The sequence below is a fragment of the Yersinia sp. 2466 StPb PI genome (assembly GCF_041538325.1).
GTDB classification, from domain to species: Bacteria; Pseudomonadota; Gammaproteobacteria; order Enterobacterales; family Enterobacteriaceae; genus Yersinia; species Yersinia enterocolitica_E.
Map to the genome: position 1 here is coordinate 3,427,258 of NZ_JAULSL010000001.1, position 16,491 is coordinate 3,443,748.

Genomic DNA, 16,491 nt, shown 5'->3' on the forward strand with positions numbered 1-16,491 from the left:
ACGCACGCTTTTTTAGTTAACACCAGTCAAGAGTAAGGTAGGGTTATGATTTCAGGCATTTTAGTATCACCGGGTATCGCTTTTGGTAAAGCACTTTTGCTGAAAGAAGATGAGATTGTCATCAACCGGAAAAAGATCTCTGCTGACCAAGTGGAGCAGGAAGTCGAACGTTTCAAATCTGGGCGGGCCAAAGCGTCTGAGCAGTTAGAAGCGATTAAGACCAAAGCTGAAGCAAGCCTCGGCGAAGAGAAAGCTGCCATCTTCGAAGGGCATATCATGCTGTTGGAAGACGAAGAGCTTGAGCAGGAAATCATAGCCCTCATCAAAGATGAGCATGCCTCTGCTGATGCAGCCGCTTATTCAGTGATTGAAGGGCAGGCAAAAGCCCTGGAAGAACTGGATGACGAATACCTGAAAGAACGTGCGGCTGACGTGCGTGATATCGGTAAACGCCTGCTGAAGAACATTCTCGGTCTGACCATTGTTGATCTGAGTGCCATTCAGGATGAAGTTATTCTGGTTGCCACCGATTTGACGCCATCAGAAACCGCACAGCTTAATCTGGATAAAGTGTTAGGGTTTATCACCGATTTAGGTGGCCGTACCTCTCACACCTCGATTATGGCTCGTTCGTTGGAACTCCCTGCTATCGTCGGCACCTCCGATGTGACCAAACAAGTCCAGAATGGCGACTATTTGATCCTTGATGCAGTAAACAACAAAGTCTATTTAAACCCAACTGCCGATATTATTGAGCAGTTGAAAGCGGTGAATACTCAATACATCACCGAGAAAAATGATCTGGCCAAATTAAAAGACCTGCCTGCTATCACCCTTGATGGCCATCAGGTTGAAGTGGTTGCCAACATCGGTACTGTGCGTGATATCGCCGGTGCTGAACGTAATGGCGCTGAAGGTGTTGGTCTGTATCGTACCGAATTCCTGTTTATGGACCGCGATTCTTTGCCTACAGAAGAAGAGCAGTTCCAGGCATATAAAGCCGTTGCTGAAGCGATGGGCTCTCAGGCTGTTATCGTCCGTACCATGGACATCGGCGGCGATAAAGATTTGCCGTATATGAACCTGCCGAAAGAAGAGAACCCATTCCTGGGCTGGCGCGCTATCCGTATTGCTATGGATCGCAAAGAAATTCTGCACGCACAGCTGCGTGCAATCTTGCGAGCCTCAGCATTTGGCAAATTACGTATTATGTTCCCGATGATTATTTCGGTTGAAGAAGTACGTGAACTGAAAGCAGAACTTGAACTGCTGAAAGGCCAATTACGTGAAGAAAACAAGGCCTTCGATGAAACTATCGAGGTCGGTGTAATGGTTGAAACACCTGCGGCGGCGGTTATCGCTCGCCATTTAGCTAAGGAAGTTGACTTCTTTAGTATTGGGACAAACGATCTAACTCAGTATACTCTGGCAGTAGATCGTGGCAATGAGCTGATTTCTCATCTCTATAATCCAATGTCGCCATCGGTATTGGGCCTGATCAAACAGGTTATTGATGCATCTCACGCTGAAGGTAAGTGGACCGGTATGTGCGGTGAACTTGCTGGTGATGAACGTGCTACACTGTTGCTATTGGGCATGGGGCTGGATGAGTTCAGCATGAGTGCGATTTCGATCCCACGCATCAAGAAAATTATACGTAATACGAATTTCGAAGATGTGAAGGTGTTGGCAGAGCAGGCATTAGCTCAACCAACAGCGAAGGAATTGATGGATTTGATTACCACATTCATCGAAGAAAAAACACTCTGCTAATTCCACGATACTGGAACGCTGCCCGATATAAATACTTAGGAGAAGATCATGGGTTTGTTCGATAAACTGAAATCACTGGTTTCAGATGACAAAAAAGACAGTGGTACTATTGAAATCGTTGCGCCATTGTCTGGTGAAATCGTCAACATTGAAGATGTTCCTGATGTTGTTTTTGCAGAGAAAATCGTTGGTGATGGTATTGCTATCAAGCCTTCAGGCAATAAAATGGTTGCTCCTGTTGATGGCACCATCGGTAAAATTTTCGAGACTAACCATGCTTTTTCTATCGAATCAGACAGCGGCATTGAGCTGTTCGTCCACTTCGGTATTGACACTGTTGAACTGAAAGGCGAAGGCTTCAAACGCATCGCTGAAGAAGGCCAGCGCGTCAAGAAAGGTGATGTGGTTATTGAGTTCAATCTGGCCCTGCTGGAAGAGAAAGCCAAGTCTACATTGACGCCGGTTGTTATCTCCAACATGGACGAGATCAAAGAACTGATTAAGTTGTCCGGTAGTGTCACCGTTGGTGAAACACCAATTATTCGTATCAAGAAGTAATCTCATACGAATAAAAAAACGGCGCCTAAGGGTGCCGTTTTTGTTTTCTGCTATTACCGTTACTGTCAAACTACTCCACTGCAAGCCAACGTGGGATCCGTAGTGTAATCACCAATCCCCCCTGCTCACCATTGCGTGCTTCAACCTGCCCGCCATGGGCCTGAATCACCTTACGCGTAATGGCCAATCCCAAACCATAACCTTTGCCAGACATCGCCGACTTAACGCGCACAAAGGGGTCAAAAATACTGGATAACTTGCTCTCTTCAACGCCTGGTCCTTGGTCAGCAACCTGAATCTGATAACTCTTATCCACCAATGAAAGTGTCACTTTTACCTGTTGCCCATGAACGGAGAAACGCAGCGCATTGCGGACAATGTTATCAATAGCCCGTCGCATCAATTCAGCATTACCTCTGACGGTGTACTCGATAGGGGGCAACACCTGTAGCAAGATCTCAACGCCCGGCACCTGCGCCTCAAAGCGCGCATCATTTACCACCACTTTGACCAGCTCATGCAAATCGAAATACTCGTCATCGTCAGCAAGATCGTGGTTTTCAGCTCGTGAAAGTGCCAGCAACTCACCAATCATCTTATCCAACCGTTCCGATTCATGCTCAATACGCTGTAATGAGCTTTCAACATTGCCAGGATTCTGGTGCGCTAAGCCAATCGCCAGTTGCAAACGCGCCAGCGGGGAACGCAACTCATGGGACACATCATGCAGTAGTTGTTCCCGCGCACTGACTAGAGCTTCGAGCCGTTCGGCCATTGAGTCAAAGTCACGCGCAACTTCAGTCAGCTCATCATGACGCCGCCGCATTACCGGCAGCAATCGTACCGACAAATCCCCCTGTGCCACCCGTTCAAAACCGGCACGCAACTGGCGCATCGGCCGCGTTAGATTCCAGGCTAATAACGCACTAAAAAACAAACCGCCTAATACGCCCATCCAAATCATAGGGATAGGAATATTCAGTATTTCATGGCGCTTTTCATCGGGGCCACCCTGCTGATTAACGGGTCGCAAGCCATCGATGTCGTAACTGACACGATAGTTTTGTCCATCAGGGCCTTGGGCCCAAGTGGTAACCTCACGACGATAAAACTCAGGTTCACCGCCTTGGGGAATCGATTTCCCGGTAAGCGCCTCTTCAGTCAGCGGTGGCAGCGCCGCCACCGGTAATACAGAAAAATGGGCTTTATCAGCCTCCGACCAGTTAGCTGTCATGGTACTTAGCGCAGGCAAACCACCGGAATGTAATACCGACGCCGCCGAGGCAACCTGTAATTTGGCAATTTGCCGCACCATTTCACGCTCAGGGGGTTCATGGCGATTGCCATAAAAGGAGAACACCAGCCACAGCATCTGGGTCATTAAAATAAAGGTAAACCAAAAACCCAGCAGGATTTTCCAAAACAACCGTCCGCGCATAAGCAATCTCACTCCACCCAAGGCTATTATCTGATGCGATAACCAATACTACGTACCGTTTCAATATTCAGATTGTTCCCCGGCAGGGCTGCAAGTTTTTGACGTATATTGCTGATATGCACATCAACACTGCGGTCATAGGCTTCCCGTGGTCGGCCTAATCCTTTATCGGATAACTCATCTTTGGTAACCACCCGCTCTGGTGAACGCAACAGCAGTTCCAACAAGTTAAATTCCGATGCAGTCAGATCAAACGGTTTACCCTGCCATTCACTGCTGCGCGTTGACGGGTTGAGTGTGAGGTCGCCATGGCTGATGATACTGTCATCGGCTGACGGCACCTCAGGATGTTCATCAAAGCGGCGCAATACTGCGCGCAAGCGGGCGACTAGCTCGCGGGGATAACAGGGTTTAGGCATATAGTCATCTGCCCCCATTTCCAGACCGATAACCCGGTCAATATTATCCCCTTTAGCGGTTAACATAATGATCGGTAAGCGACTTTTTTTACGCACTTGCCGCAAAACATCAATACCACTCATATCAGGCAACATAATATCGAGGATCAAGGCGGTATAGTCTCCAGATAAGGCTGCGGCAATACCCGCTTTACCGGTTAATACCAATTCGGCATTAAAGCCCTCACCGCTCAGGTATTCTCTCAGCATAGTGCCCAGTTCCACATCATCATCGACTAACAAAATCTTCATTTTTAACTCTCCTGCCTGATTTCGGCTATTTTCATGCCTATTTGACTCGCGCGCAGCCGGTTTTACTCAATCCTTACATATTCTTGAATCTCACTTAACTCACACTCATCGGTGTTGGCGGTAAATTATCCCCCTGCATTTGGTTTCACCGTTCTCTTCATTGTGGTTCAAGGATCTTTGATTGATTATGCAACAGGTTACAAGGTCGAAACGACGCTTTATCGGGCTGGCTGTACTGCTGCTGATAGCGGGCGGCGTGCTGCTATTCAGATTGATTTCACCGGCGGATAAACCCGCTTACATCACCGCCGCCGCCGAAACTCGCACTCTGGAACAAACTGTCTTGGCTGATGGCACCATCAAGGCACAAAAACAAGTCACTGTTGGGGCTCAGGTTTCAGGGCAAATCAAAGCGCTCCATGTCACCCTAGGACAGCAGGTTGAGAAAGGCCAGTTAGTGGCTGAAATTGATGACCTGACTCAGCAAAATACCCTGAAAGATGCCGAAGAAGCGCTGAAAAATGTGCTCGCCCAACGAGCGGCGAAAGTGGCAACACAGAAAAACAACCTATTGACCTACCAACGGCAGCAGCAAATTTTGGCCAAAGGTCTCGGCGTACGCGCTGATTTTGATAGCGCCAAAGCCACATTAGAAAGCACTCAGGCGGAAATTACTGCGCTCGATGCCCAGATTGCACAGGCGGAAATTGCCGTCAGTACCGCCAAACTCAATCTTGGGTACACTAAAATCAGCTCACCCATCACAGGTACAGTGGTGGCAATCCCGGTTGAAGAGGGGCAAACCGTCAACGCAGTACAAAGTGCGCCAACGATTATCAAAGTCGCTCAGCTCGACACCATGACGATAGAAGCACAAATTTCTGAGGCTGACGTGGTGAAAGTTAAAGCCGGTATGCCGGTTTACTTCACTATTTTAGGTGAGCCGGAAGAACGATTCAGTGCCACGCTGCGGGCAATAGAACCGGCGCCTGATTCGATCAACGATGAAACCACCACCACCTCATCCAGCTCAAGTAGCAGCTCCAGCTCCAGTAGCACTGCCATTTATTATAACGGCCTGTTTGATGTTGCTAACCCAAATGGCGCGTTACGAATTTCAATGACCGCGCAGGTCTACATCGTGCTCAACAAAGCCGAGAACGCCATCGTTATCCCCGCAACCGCATTAAACAACGTAAAAGGAAAGTATCAGGTCCAAGTGGTGAGCAACAACGGCAACATCGGTTGGCGTGAAGTGACCGTTGGGCTAAATAACAATGTTGATGCACAGATCCTCTCAGGCCTGCAAGCCGGAGAACAGGTGATCGTCAGCCAAGGCAGCAGTACCACCGCCAACAATAAGGCCCAACGTATGGGGCCACCGATGGGGATGTAACTGATGCCAGACCTCAACCACAGTAAGATCTTACTTCAGCTTGATAATGTCAGCCGTGAATTTATTAATGGCGAACAGACGGTTCAAGTGCTGAAAAATATCAATCTAACTATTTACAGCGGAGAAATGGTGGCGATTGTTGGCGCATCAGGCTCCGGTAAATCAACGCTAATGAATATTCTCGGTTGTCTGGATAAACCCAGCGCAGGCGAATATCTGGTCGCTGGCCGGATCCCACAACATTTGGACCGTGATGCGCTCGCCGAACTGCGCCGTGAACATTTTGGCTTTATCTTTCAGCGCTACCATCTGCTAAATGATTTGAGTGCGCGGGAGAATGTGGAAATTCCGGCAATTTACGCCGGTATCAATCGCGAGGAACGTAAAAAGCGAGCCGCCAGCCTGTTGTCTCGCCTCGGTCTGGCCGAGCGGCTGGATTATCGCCCAAGCCAGCTTTCCGGGGGGCAGCAGCAGCGGGTCAGTATTGCCAGAGCACTAATGAACGGCGGGGAAGTTATTCTGGCCGACGAGCCCACCGGAGCACTTGATACTCACAGTGGTAATGAAGTCTTAAATATCCTGAAAGACTTACACCAGCAAGGCCACACCGTGGTAATTGTCACCCACGATATGTCGATTGCAGAACATGCGCAGCGAATTATTGAATTGAGAGATGGCGAGGTCATTGCTGACCGACAAATGCAGTCGACAAAATCAGTAAGTACAGCAACCGTCGAACAAGAACCAGACATTGCCAGTAAACCACTACTCACCTCGTGGAAAGCGCAGCGCGACCGCCTACAAGAAGCGTTTAAAATGGCAATACTGGCGATGGCCGCACAGCGTTTGCGCACCGTACTGACCATGCTGGGGATTATTATTGGCATTGCCTCGGTGGTATCGGTGGTGGCACTAGGAAAAGGTTCGCAACAACAGGTTTTGGCGAATATCAACGCGATGGGGACCAGCACGCTGGAGATTTTCCCCGGCAAGGATTTTGGTGATATGCGCTCAGCGGCAATCCATACTCTACGGGCGACCGATGCGGATGCCCTGGCACAACAAGGTTATATTCACAGCGTGACACCAACGGTTTCGACCAGCACCACGCTACGTTATGGTAATAAATCGGTCAGTGGCACCGTCAATGGGGTCGGTGAGCAATATTTTCTGGTGCGTGGCTACAATATCAACCAGGGAATGGCCTTTAACCGTGCTAGCGTCGATGGCCTGATGCAAGAGGCAGTCATTGATGAAAACACCCGCGATAAGCTGTTTGCCCAAGGCGAAAACCCCATCGGAAAAGTTATCTTACTTGGCGCACTGCCCTGCCGCGTGATTGGTGTGGCGGCCAAGAAACAAAGTGGTTTTGGTAGCGACGAGAACCTCAATGTGTGGATCCCCTATACGACGGCGATGAAACGTATGCTCGGCCAATCTTATCTAAAGAGTATTACCGTGCGGGTGAACGATGATATTGACCTGGCGAATGCTGAACAGGGTGTAACAAAATTGCTCACTCAACGTCACGGGACACAGGATTTCTTCGTGATGAATACCGACAGTATCCGTCAAACCATTAAGAAGACCACCTCAACCATGACATTGCTGGTATCAATGATTGCGGTTATTTCCTTGATCGTTGGTGGTATTGGAGTGATGAATATTATGTTGGTATCGGTCACCGAACGTACTAAAGAAATAGGTGTGCGGATGGCGGTTGGTGCCCGTGCCAGCGATATTATGCAGCAGTTTTTGATAGAGGCGGTATTAGTGTGCTTATTGGGCGGTGGCCTTGGCGTAATATTATCGCTAGCAATCGGCCTGATATTCAGTCAGTTCAGTAGTAACTTTTCAATGGTTTATTCAACAACATCCATCATGATGGCCTTTATATGTTCTAGTTTGATTGGGATTATTTTTGGTTTTTTCCCCGCCAAACGGGCAGCCGAGATGGACCCTATCAGGGCTTTAGAGCGGGAGTGAAGATGATTGGGGATATTAGAATCATCATCTATATCCCCTTCAATAGACTAACAATCAATACAATCTCGATATTATTTATCGATAAAATAGAGAAACATAAAAATAACAGCAGCCTATATCAACAACAAAGTAAGTCATGACCAACCAGAGCATCAGATATAACTCAATCATAACCGCCATATTATTATAAGACAATTCCCACAAAACAAGATTGTTCTTAATAATAGCAAATTAACTTTATTAAATTTAAGCTAACAGCCTGAAGAACCTTTACACCTCTAATTACCTACGGTAATGTGTGGCTATACATATTAAAATACCAGACCATGCCTGGCCTAGTATTATCTATTTTTTATAATACACGTATAAATATCTCTATCCTTTTGGCGTAGTTATTTTCGTCATATTGGTATTCCACAATCTATTTTTGTTTTCAGCATACTGGGTGCTGTAAATCAGGGGCGGTAGCGTGGACAAACCAGATTAAATTTTTGGACAACAACAGATGGCTCGTAGTGGTTTCGAAGTACAAAAAGCTGCCGTTAACGCTTTGTTTCTAAGGGAAATTAAAACTAGATTTGGCAAGTATCGGCTGGGTTATCTTTGGGCGGCGCTAGAGCCTATGGCTCACATGCTCATGCTACTAGGCATTTTCGGCTACATTATGCAGCGTACCATGCCAGATATTTCCTTCCCGGTTTTTCTGATTAATGGGATTGTTCCCTACTTCGTATTCATTAATATCAGTAACCGGTCGATTGGTGCTATAGAAGCCAACCAAGGCTTATTTAACTATCGCCCGGTAAGGCCGATAGACACCATCATTGCCCGCGCTGTTTTAGAATCATTAATTTATGCGGTAGTTTACATCTTACTGATGGCGATCGTCGGCCTGCTTGGCGAGGAGTTTGAAGTCATTAACCTTATTTCGCTGGTTCTAGTCTGGTTAATGCTAATCATTTTCTCCTGCGGCGTCGGTCTGAGTTTTATGGTGATAGGAAAAACCTTCCCCGAAACCGAGAAGTTTCTACCCATTCTGTTAAAACCGCTCTACTTTATTTCCTGCATTATGTTTCCGCTCCATTCAATTCCAAAGGATTACTGGCCGTACTTACTGTGGAATCCGTTAGTCCATGTCGTTGAGCTATGCCGTGAAGCCGTCGTTCCGGGTTATGTCAGCGAAGGTGCCAACTTATACTATCTGGCCTTCTGTACGTTGGTCAGTCTGTTTGTTGGGCTTGTGTTGTACCGTAACGGTGAAGAGGCGATGCTAACCTCATGATCAGAATTGAAAATCTAACCAAATCTTATCGTACCCCTGCTGGGCGCCATTATGTTTTTAAAAATCTGCATGTCGAGTTCCCTGCTAATAAAAGTGTGGCCTTAATTGGTCGCAATGGTTCAGGTAAATCAACGTTATTACGTGTCATCGGTGGTATCGACCGGCCTGATAGCGGCAAAGTTATTACCGATAAAACGATCTCCTGGCCAGTAGGACTAGCAGGTGGATTTCAGGGGAGTTTGACCGGGCGTGAAAATGTTAAGTTTGTCGCCCGCCTGTATGCAGCAGACCGTGAACTACGAGAGAAAGTGGCCTTTGTTGAAGAGTTCGCCGAACTCGGCAAATACTTTGATATGCCAATCAAAACCTACTCTTCTGGCATGAAATCCCGCCTGGGTTTTGGCCTGAGTATGGCATTTAAGTTTGATTACTATCTGGTGGACGAAGTCACCGCTGTAGGGGATGCGCGCTTTAAACAAAAATGTGCAGACCTGTTCAAATCCCGCCACCAGGAATCAAGCTTTCTTATGGTTTCCCATAGCCTCGGTTCACTGAAAGAGTTCTGCGATGCCGCGCTATTTATTGGCCGAGATAATCAGGTGAAATATTTCGAGTCAGTAGATGAAGCGATTGCGGTTTATAAAGAGGATGAAGGGATATAGTTTTTATTTAATTTAAGTAAAAGTGTTAAATAGAATTAAAAATAAAATAATTGATATAACAACAATCATTTGGAAAAAATAAAAACGACATGAAATATCACAAGTAGCTATTTATATAGTTAAAAATAGGTTTTTTTAACTCTGTTGGACATGTAACGGAAACATACAAAAAGTCTCAATTAATTAAATCAGTCTACAGATTAAATTCACATTAAGGAATGGTTCATGAAGTATCTAGTGATTAACCCTTATCATAATGCAAGTCATGGAATTTCCAATTACATTAAAAATCTAAAAAATGTAGTTAATGATATTGATTTAGTCAGCTTTGACAATAAAAAAAATCTCTCTCCAATTGAATTCAGGGAAGAAGTCTTAAGATATATAACAACTAAATTTGGGTTTGATGATGTTATCATAGAAGCGCCAGAGGCAAGAGCATCAACGTTACTCCTCCCATCAAAATATAATGTTCACATCCGTTTACATTGTCCTTTGGCAGTTGCCCAAAAATACGATGGGCACACTCCTAATCAACAAGAATACTCAAATGAACTTAGGGTAATATATAAAGCAAAATTAGTTTCTTCTCCTTCTTATGCTTTAATAAAAGAAATAGAAAATGAATTAAAAAACACACAAGTCACATATTATAAAAACCCAATAGATATTGAGGAGCCGGAGTTAAAACCTGAAAAAATATATGACTTAGTGTTTATGGGTAGATTTCAAGAGTTAAAAGGCACAGCTCATATAAATAGAATACTAGAATATTTACCAGATAACTTCAATGTTCTATTATTTGGTGCAAAGTCTGAAACATTTAAAATATCACCTAAAGTAAAATGTAAAGTTCATAAAAAAGGACAAATATTAGGTAACGCGAGATTTGATTTAATCAGAAAATCTAAGTGCCTGATGCTACCAAGTAATTTTGAGAATTGTAGTATGGTGATACTAGAAGCATTAGCATGCCATGTTCCGGTTGTAACTTGGGATGTTGGTGGCAATAAGGAAATATCCCCCCCTAGTGTTTTACAATGTGCAAAATTTGGTGATTATAGAGACTTCGCTATAAAAATAATAAATTTTGTCGAGAACCCACCAGAAAAAAATCATTTCGAGATAAGCATTAATAATATTAATAAAGACTTTAATAATGGAATTTCATCTCTAATTAAAGAAATAACAAAAAAAGAAATAGTACCTTATTTTGGCATGAACAATGCAAAACATCATGTATATGAACCTGTTAGGAGTGAAATATCACACCAGGAGATAAATAAATTAAGAGTATTTGGAGTCGCATACTCGAATGAACATATAGAAGAGCTTTGGGGGCCCGTAATTTCTTATTTAGGTTATGAGTATAGGTATGTATCCAGACAGCCATTGGGTCATCATACCGTTTTTAAACATGATCCTTTTGAAATAGAAAAAAAATATTTTTGTCATTTCGATTGGGTTAAAAATACGTCTCGATTAATAACTCAAATAAAAAATTACAGGCCAAATTTCATATTATTTCATAATGGTTCCCATCCTATTTACACACATGTATTAAGAGCATTAAAGGAACTTAAAATCCCAATAGTATATTCAGAATTAGGATGGTTCCCCCAAAAAGATCATGTTTACTTCGATAAATGGGGTGTAAATGGCTTATCTTATTTAGCTAGTCAAACATCTGAACAGCTATGCGGTAAGACATTTGATAATTGCAATGCTGAGGTGAAAATTTCTGGCGACTATGCACTTTTAGTTACACAGTTAGAGAATGATACTAACTTGATCGTCAACTCTCCAAGATTCAAAAACAATGAAACCTTCATTAAACATATCATTGATCAAGTATCTGATAGAACATTATTAATAGTAAAACCTCACCCGTTGGATAAAAATACTGATCGCTATGATAAATTTGCAAGTGATAGAGTAAAAATAGAGAAGAGTTTAGATACTAATACCCTAATACAAAATGCGCACTCAGTTATTGGTATAAATTCAACAGTGTTACTTCAATCTCTAGAATTTGACGTTAATATTTATACTTACGGTCACTCAATACTAGACAACAAAGGAGTATCAATTGACTGTATATCTGATGAAATAAGTTTGATATGGCAAGATACACTAAAAGGTTCGAGAAAAGTTAGAAACGCCATAATTAATAGCTTAAAGAGTAGACAGATAAATCTTTTGGCGATAAGAGAAAAAGTAAGACCAAATGACATTTCGTTAATTCCATTAATTGAAAATAACATTTCCGACTTCAGTCATATAATTAATTCAAAACTAGAAAAAATCCCCAAACAGATAGATCATCATATTGAAAATAATACATATTCAAAAAATCCTGTCATATATAAAAAATTTAGAAAATTAAGAAAACTGGTAAGAGAACCTAAGTCATTCATCCACGACATGTGGAAAAACCTCTTTCATACAAAAAACAAGGTAATTCATAAACAATGAAATTAATTTGTTCATTTGGAAGCTGCTTATCGGCAAGTGTCGCTGAACAATTATCTAAAATGTTTGATAATTGGTTAAGAATAAGCAGTGTCCAACATAATAGAATTGACCAATTTGATCAAATTTACATAAAGGAAATTTACCCTAGACTTACTAAAAACAATATTGGTTTAACACTTTTGGATGAATTTAATTACGTCAATACTATAGACAACCAATTGGCTGATATCGGATTAGGGCGAGCTCTACCTAAAAAAGAAGATAAAGTACCGCTTAATAATATTCTTAGTTGTATAGAATCTGGCAAAGTTGATATTTTCATATTTGATAACTTTGCTGAATTGTTTTTCAAACTATATGAGCACATTGAGCTTAAAACACCAATGTTTATTAATGAGAAGTATTTAACCGAAAAGGCTAATAAGTTTACATTTAATAATAGTTTTATTTCTGTGGAGAGTTATGTTCTAAGCTATAGCAGTGTATTTGAGTATATAACTTCAAAAAATCCAGGATGTAAGATTATTTTCCTTCCATTCCCAATATCATTAAAGAATGACAAAAATCTTAAATCAAGGAGTGATTTATATTTAGAGGCAATAAATGGATTAACCTCTACGTTCGAAAATATATATATACACTCAGAGATTGAAATATCAATACTCGATCTACTTAGAGAGAATGATATATATCACTTTAATGATAGGGCTTATAATTTTCTTGCAAAGAATATCATCAAACATTGTCTTACCTAAGAAATAATAAAAATCAATATGAGTTAAGGTGAATATATGTCAATATTAGTAACAGGCGGCGCAGGTTATATAGGCTCGCATACAGTAATAAAGTTACTCGAAGACGGTTATAAGGTAATTGTTCTGGATAATCTATCAAATTCATCAAAGAAAGCAATAGAAATGGTTGAGCGAATCACCAATAATAAAATAGACTTCATTATTGGTGATATATTAGATGCTAATATACTAAATGATATTTTTAGAAAAAATAAAGTAGAGTCTGTAATTCATTTTGCGGGATTAAAATCCGTTAGTGAGTCTATTAATAAACCAATTAAATACTATAAAAATAATATTTCTGGCACTTTGAATTTAATTAACGCAATGCTTAAGGCTGAAGTCTACAACTTTATATTTAGCTCTTCAGCTACTGTCTACGGCTTACCAGAAAAAAAACCATTAACTGAAGACTGTAGAACTGGAGGAACAACTAACCCTTATGGTGAATCAAAACTGATCGTTGAGGAAATGCTAAAAAGTATTTCTAATGCTGAACCAAAATTTAATGCTACATGCTTACGCTATTTTAATCCTGTAGGGGCACATGAGTCTGGACTGATCGGTGAAGATCCTAATGGGATTCCCAATAATCTTGTCCCATATTTATTGCAAGTTGCAATTGGCCGGTTAGAATACGTTTCTATTTATGGTAACGATTATCCTACGCCTGATGGAACTGGTATAAGAGATTATATTCATGTTATGGATCTTGCAGAAGGCCATTTAGCTGCTTTAAAAAAAACTGGTAGTATAGATGGTGTTTCTGTATATAATCTTGGTACAGGTAAGGGATATTCAGTTTTTGAAATCATTAACGTTTTAAGTAAAGTATCTAATAAAGACATCAAATATAAGATCGCACCAAGAAGAACAGGTGATATTGCAGAGTGTTGGTCAGACTCTTCATTGGCAAATAAAGAGTTAGGCTGGAAAGCACAGAAAGACTTATCGGAAATGATAAGGGATAGTTGGAATTGGCAAGTAAAAAACCCTAATGGTTATAAAAAAAATTAATTTATATCATCACAGCTCTAACTGATTAATAACCTTTTAGAGCTACTATTAAAAATATCAACCCAATCATTAATGTATATTCCCCACCCCCTCATCTTTAATATCTACGCGAGTGCGAATAAACTTATTCCCTTCCAGCACATTGTTATCGGCGTAATCAGCAAAGTACTTACCAGAATTATCTTTGGGGTTATCACCACAATCAAAACCAGAGAGATCTCTGCTTTGGCGGGAAGCTAGCCAAATGCCGACCTGCTCGTCGGTAAAGGTGTTATTGCGGATAATATTATGGTCGCTATGCTGCCAGCGGATAACCGACTTTCCACTACTGTAATGCTCGCCACAGTTCTTATACAAAAACACACCACCCGCACCATTGCCTTCAAATAGATTTCCCTCGATCAGATTATTGGCAGATGAATCCACCGCTAATCCTTCTCGCTTGCCCCGCCCCAGACTCTCATGACCATTATTTACTATACGGTTATTAATAATCCGGTTGTTGCGTGATGAGTGTTCCAGATATATTCCCGACATATAAGACTGCTGAACAGTAGAATTACTGAGAGTGGAGTCAGTCACGTAATCATCAAAATAGATGCCCACTCGCCCACTGCCGGTCACCACTACCGCGTCGATAAGAATCCCCGTCGGCGTTCGGTGATAATTAATCTGGTGATCGGTGCTAAGTTGATTAGCCGGAATATTAGAGGTAATACGGATGCCACTGCGACTAAAGTTGCGGATATGGCAATTTTTGATGCTGACGTTTTTTAGTGGTTTGCCTTTGCTATTGACCATTATGCCAAAGGGTAGAGTATTGTCCCCTTCCAACGTCGCCCCTTGACAGTCGAGATGAGTATTGCTGTGCGATATCAGTAGGGATTGACGATAAATACAGTGCGGCTGCAAGCTGATATTCCCCTGTAACGCGGTGGCATCAGGCAAATAGCATGTCAGTTGAGCAGCTTGTAGCGATAATGTGTATGAAGTGGCTGTGGCTAATACTAACCAGAGGTGGCAGCGCAACAATAATCGGAAAATGGTTACAGCAGTATTATCTGTATTATTTATCGGCATCAGCAATAATCATTTCTCCGCCCCATCCTGAAAAGTATCCCCAAAACTCACTAAACCTGGATCCGGTAATATTCGTCTTTATATTCGGTCTTTACCGTAGGTATCAGTTCAAGCTGATTATCACCATAATAAACCGCATTAATCTGGGTGTTTCTCAGTATATATAGCCGGAATTTTTTGAATAACTTCATATCTGGCTTGAAATCAGACTGCCAAAATTGATTGAGGTGCCCCTGAAACGTTAACCCTTTCATGTCATACAGCGCGTTTCCCATCACGATCAACGGTTTATTATGGATCAGTGCTGATAACCCGGCAGTGCTATTAATCGTTACCACCGCCTTGGCGTGAGTCAGTAATTCCGGCATCGGCAAATCGTGTACATATTTTACCCGCTCACTGATGTTGTACTGCTTACCGAGTTTACGGATTAATGGCCCGTACAGGCGATGCCCCCGGTCCATAGGGTGATGTTTGATAACTAACCACTGGTCACTACAGGCTTTTTTTGAAAATGAATACATTACGTCATTGATGTAATCACGCACGTCATTGTACGGGCTGTGGTTGCGGATCTGGCTATCATTGTAGACCTGTAAAACTACCAGATGGTAGCGCTGGTCAAGCTCGCCCTGTAGTTGACTCAGCACTTTTCGTTGCAAGAATCGGTACCACTGTTTACGCGCGGCAGCACGTATCCAGCAACGGGCTTCGTACCAAGGTGAAAAGGATTTATGGTGACGATATTGTGGAAATTGGTGGCGGTAAAACCAGCCCGCCAGATAATAACCGATGCAACGGCGTACCCGCAGACTAAAGCATGATGTCAATTTTTTGGCGACCGGTGCTTTAATTTCTGGCAACTTACGGTAGAAATCAGGATTACGTGGCAAGGCGGAAAACGCATTCACCCCGCCCTCTTCGAGGGTAATAAAATGCGGGCGGAGGTAGCCTTCCTCAAACGCCAGAAAACGCACCCCTTTGGTCTGCGCCCAAAGCCTGGCAACTTGGTGTAGCGGGCGGCAATCACCAAAACACAAAATAGTGTCGAAGTGGTAATCTTGCCAGGTATCTTTCAACCAGGTGGGGAACTCTTTCGGCGTCTGCCTGAACACCAAATAGTCACGCTTACGGCAATAAAACTTGTCACCGCCGTTGAATACTACGTTCACCGCTTCGCACCCCTGAGATTCAAGCCACTCAGCGGTATCACTGAAATAAGGTCCCATCGGGCCTTGTAACAGTAGGTACTTCTTGCCAGCAAGAAGTGTTGTCAGTGCACGGCAATCTGTAAGCATAAACACGTCACCATTATCATTT

The 16,491-nt window shown here is 42.8% G+C and carries 13 protein-coding genes; 9 read left to right on the forward strand and 4 right to left on the reverse strand.

Translation table 11 applies throughout. The features are described from left to right. Positions 1-45 precede the first annotated feature (45 nt). On the forward strand, positions 46-1,773 hold the full coding sequence (ptsI, locus tag Q2T72_RS15570) for a phosphoenolpyruvate-protein phosphotransferase PtsI (RefSeq protein ID WP_372559580.1): 1,728 nt from the start codon (positions 46-48) through the stop codon (positions 1,771-1,773). A 48-nt stretch (positions 1,774-1,821) separates the two neighbouring features. Continuing rightward, the gene (crr, locus tag Q2T72_RS15575; protein ID WP_004392561.1) at positions 1,822-2,331 is read left to right on the forward strand and encodes a PTS glucose transporter subunit IIA; all 510 of its coding nucleotides are present in this window, start codon (positions 1,822-1,824) and stop codon (positions 2,329-2,331) included. Between the two features lie 70 nt (positions 2,332-2,401). On the opposite strand, the gene Q2T72_RS15580 is transcribed toward crr, so the two are convergent. Both Q2T72_RS15580 and Q2T72_RS15585 read right to left on the reverse strand, forming a co-directional pair. Beyond that, the gene (locus Q2T72_RS15580) at positions 2,402-3,769 is read right to left on the reverse strand and encodes an ATP-binding protein (protein ID WP_083163430.1); all 1,368 of its coding nucleotides are present in this window, start codon (positions 3,767-3,769) and stop codon (positions 2,402-2,404) included. 26 nt (positions 3,770-3,795) lie between these two features. Beyond that, on the reverse strand, positions 3,796-4,479 hold the full coding sequence (locus Q2T72_RS15585) for a response regulator transcription factor (protein WP_083163427.1): 684 nt from the start codon (positions 4,477-4,479) through the stop codon (positions 3,796-3,798). Positions 4,480-4,666: 187 nt separating this feature from the next. Between Q2T72_RS15585 and Q2T72_RS15590 the strand changes: the two genes are divergently transcribed. From Q2T72_RS15590 to galE, 7 genes are all read left to right on the forward strand, one after another. Beyond that, the gene (locus tag Q2T72_RS15590) at positions 4,667-5,875 is read left to right on the forward strand and encodes an efflux RND transporter periplasmic adaptor subunit (RefSeq protein WP_083163425.1); all 1,209 of its coding nucleotides are present in this window, start codon (positions 4,667-4,669) and stop codon (positions 5,873-5,875) included. A gap of 3 nt (positions 5,876-5,878) precedes the next feature. Continuing rightward, on the forward strand, positions 5,879-7,861 hold the full coding sequence (locus tag Q2T72_RS15595) for a MacB family efflux pump subunit (RefSeq protein ID WP_372569431.1): 1,983 nt from the start codon (positions 5,879-5,881) through the stop codon (positions 7,859-7,861). A gap of 505 nt (positions 7,862-8,366) precedes the next feature. Continuing rightward, complete coding sequence (locus tag Q2T72_RS15600) at positions 8,367-9,143, forward strand: ABC transporter permease (RefSeq protein WP_083163420.1); 777 nt, start codon at positions 8,367-8,369, stop codon at positions 9,141-9,143. After that, positions 9,140-9,805 (forward strand): ABC transporter ATP-binding protein, encoded by a 666-nt coding sequence (locus Q2T72_RS15605; protein WP_372569432.1) that lies wholly within the window; start codon positions 9,140-9,142, stop codon positions 9,803-9,805. The genes Q2T72_RS15600 and Q2T72_RS15605 overlap by 4 nt, the downstream gene beginning before the upstream one ends. Before the next feature lie 225 nt (positions 9,806-10,030). Beyond that, positions 10,031-12,280: a glycosyltransferase gene (locus tag Q2T72_RS15610; protein WP_372569433.1), complete on the forward strand. Its 2,250-nt coding sequence runs from the start codon at positions 10,031-10,033 to the stop codon at positions 12,278-12,280. Beyond that, the gene (locus Q2T72_RS15615; RefSeq protein WP_372569434.1) at positions 12,277-13,035 is read left to right on the forward strand and encodes a hypothetical protein; all 759 of its coding nucleotides are present in this window, start codon (positions 12,277-12,279) and stop codon (positions 13,033-13,035) included. Before Q2T72_RS15610 ends, Q2T72_RS15615 begins: the two co-directional genes overlap by 4 nt. Before the next feature lie 36 nt (positions 13,036-13,071). Then, positions 13,072-14,091 (forward strand): UDP-glucose 4-epimerase GalE, encoded by a 1,020-nt coding sequence (gene galE, locus Q2T72_RS15620; protein WP_372569435.1) that lies wholly within the window; start codon positions 13,072-13,074, stop codon positions 14,089-14,091. A 69-nt stretch (positions 14,092-14,160) separates the two neighbouring features. On the opposite strand, the gene Q2T72_RS15625 is transcribed toward galE, so the two are convergent. Together Q2T72_RS15625 and Q2T72_RS15630 are read right to left on the reverse strand one after the other, a co-directional pair. After that, on the reverse strand, positions 14,161-15,171 hold the full coding sequence (locus tag Q2T72_RS15625; RefSeq protein ID WP_372569436.1) for a right-handed parallel beta-helix repeat-containing protein: 1,011 nt from the start codon (positions 15,169-15,171) through the stop codon (positions 14,161-14,163). A gap of 50 nt (positions 15,172-15,221) precedes the next feature. Then, on the reverse strand, positions 15,222-16,469 hold the full coding sequence (locus Q2T72_RS15630; RefSeq protein WP_372569437.1) for a capsule biosynthesis protein: 1,248 nt from the start codon (positions 16,467-16,469) through the stop codon (positions 15,222-15,224). Positions 16,470-16,491: the final 22 nt, after the last annotated feature.

Bases quoted from the DNA above. Each gene is read 5' to 3' on its own strand.
- ptsI (WP_372559580.1), top strand. From the start codon at position 46: ATGATTTCAGGCATTTTAGTATCACCGGGTATCGCTTTTGGTAAAGCA.
- crr (WP_004392561.1), top strand. From the start codon at position 1,822: ATGGGTTTGTTCGATAAACTGAAATCACTGGTTTCAGATGACAAAAAA.
- Q2T72_RS15580 (WP_083163430.1), bottom strand. From the start codon at position 3,769: ATGCGCGGACGGTTGTTTTGGAAAATCCTGCTGGGTTTTTGGTTTACC.
- Q2T72_RS15585 (WP_083163427.1), bottom strand. From the start codon at position 4,479: ATGAAGATTTTGTTAGTCGATGATGATGTGGAACTGGGCACTATGCTG.
- Q2T72_RS15590 (WP_083163425.1), top strand. From the start codon at position 4,667: ATGCAACAGGTTACAAGGTCGAAACGACGCTTTATCGGGCTGGCTGTA.
- Q2T72_RS15595 (WP_372569431.1), top strand. From the start codon at position 5,879: ATGCCAGACCTCAACCACAGTAAGATCTTACTTCAGCTTGATAATGTC.
- Q2T72_RS15600 (WP_083163420.1), top strand. From the start codon at position 8,367: ATGGCTCGTAGTGGTTTCGAAGTACAAAAAGCTGCCGTTAACGCTTTG.
- Q2T72_RS15605 (WP_372569432.1), top strand. From the start codon at position 9,140: ATGATCAGAATTGAAAATCTAACCAAATCTTATCGTACCCCTGCTGGG.
- Q2T72_RS15610 (WP_372569433.1), top strand. From the start codon at position 10,031: ATGAAGTATCTAGTGATTAACCCTTATCATAATGCAAGTCATGGAATT.
- Q2T72_RS15615 (WP_372569434.1), top strand. From the start codon at position 12,277: ATGAAATTAATTTGTTCATTTGGAAGCTGCTTATCGGCAAGTGTCGCT.
- galE (WP_372569435.1), top strand. From the start codon at position 13,072: ATGTCAATATTAGTAACAGGCGGCGCAGGTTATATAGGCTCGCATACA.
- Q2T72_RS15625 (WP_372569436.1), bottom strand. From the start codon at position 15,171: ATGCCGATAAATAATACAGATAATACTGCTGTAACCATTTTCCGATTA.
- Q2T72_RS15630 (WP_372569437.1), bottom strand. From the start codon at position 16,469: ATGCTTACAGATTGCCGTGCACTGACAACACTTCTTGCTGGCAAGAAG.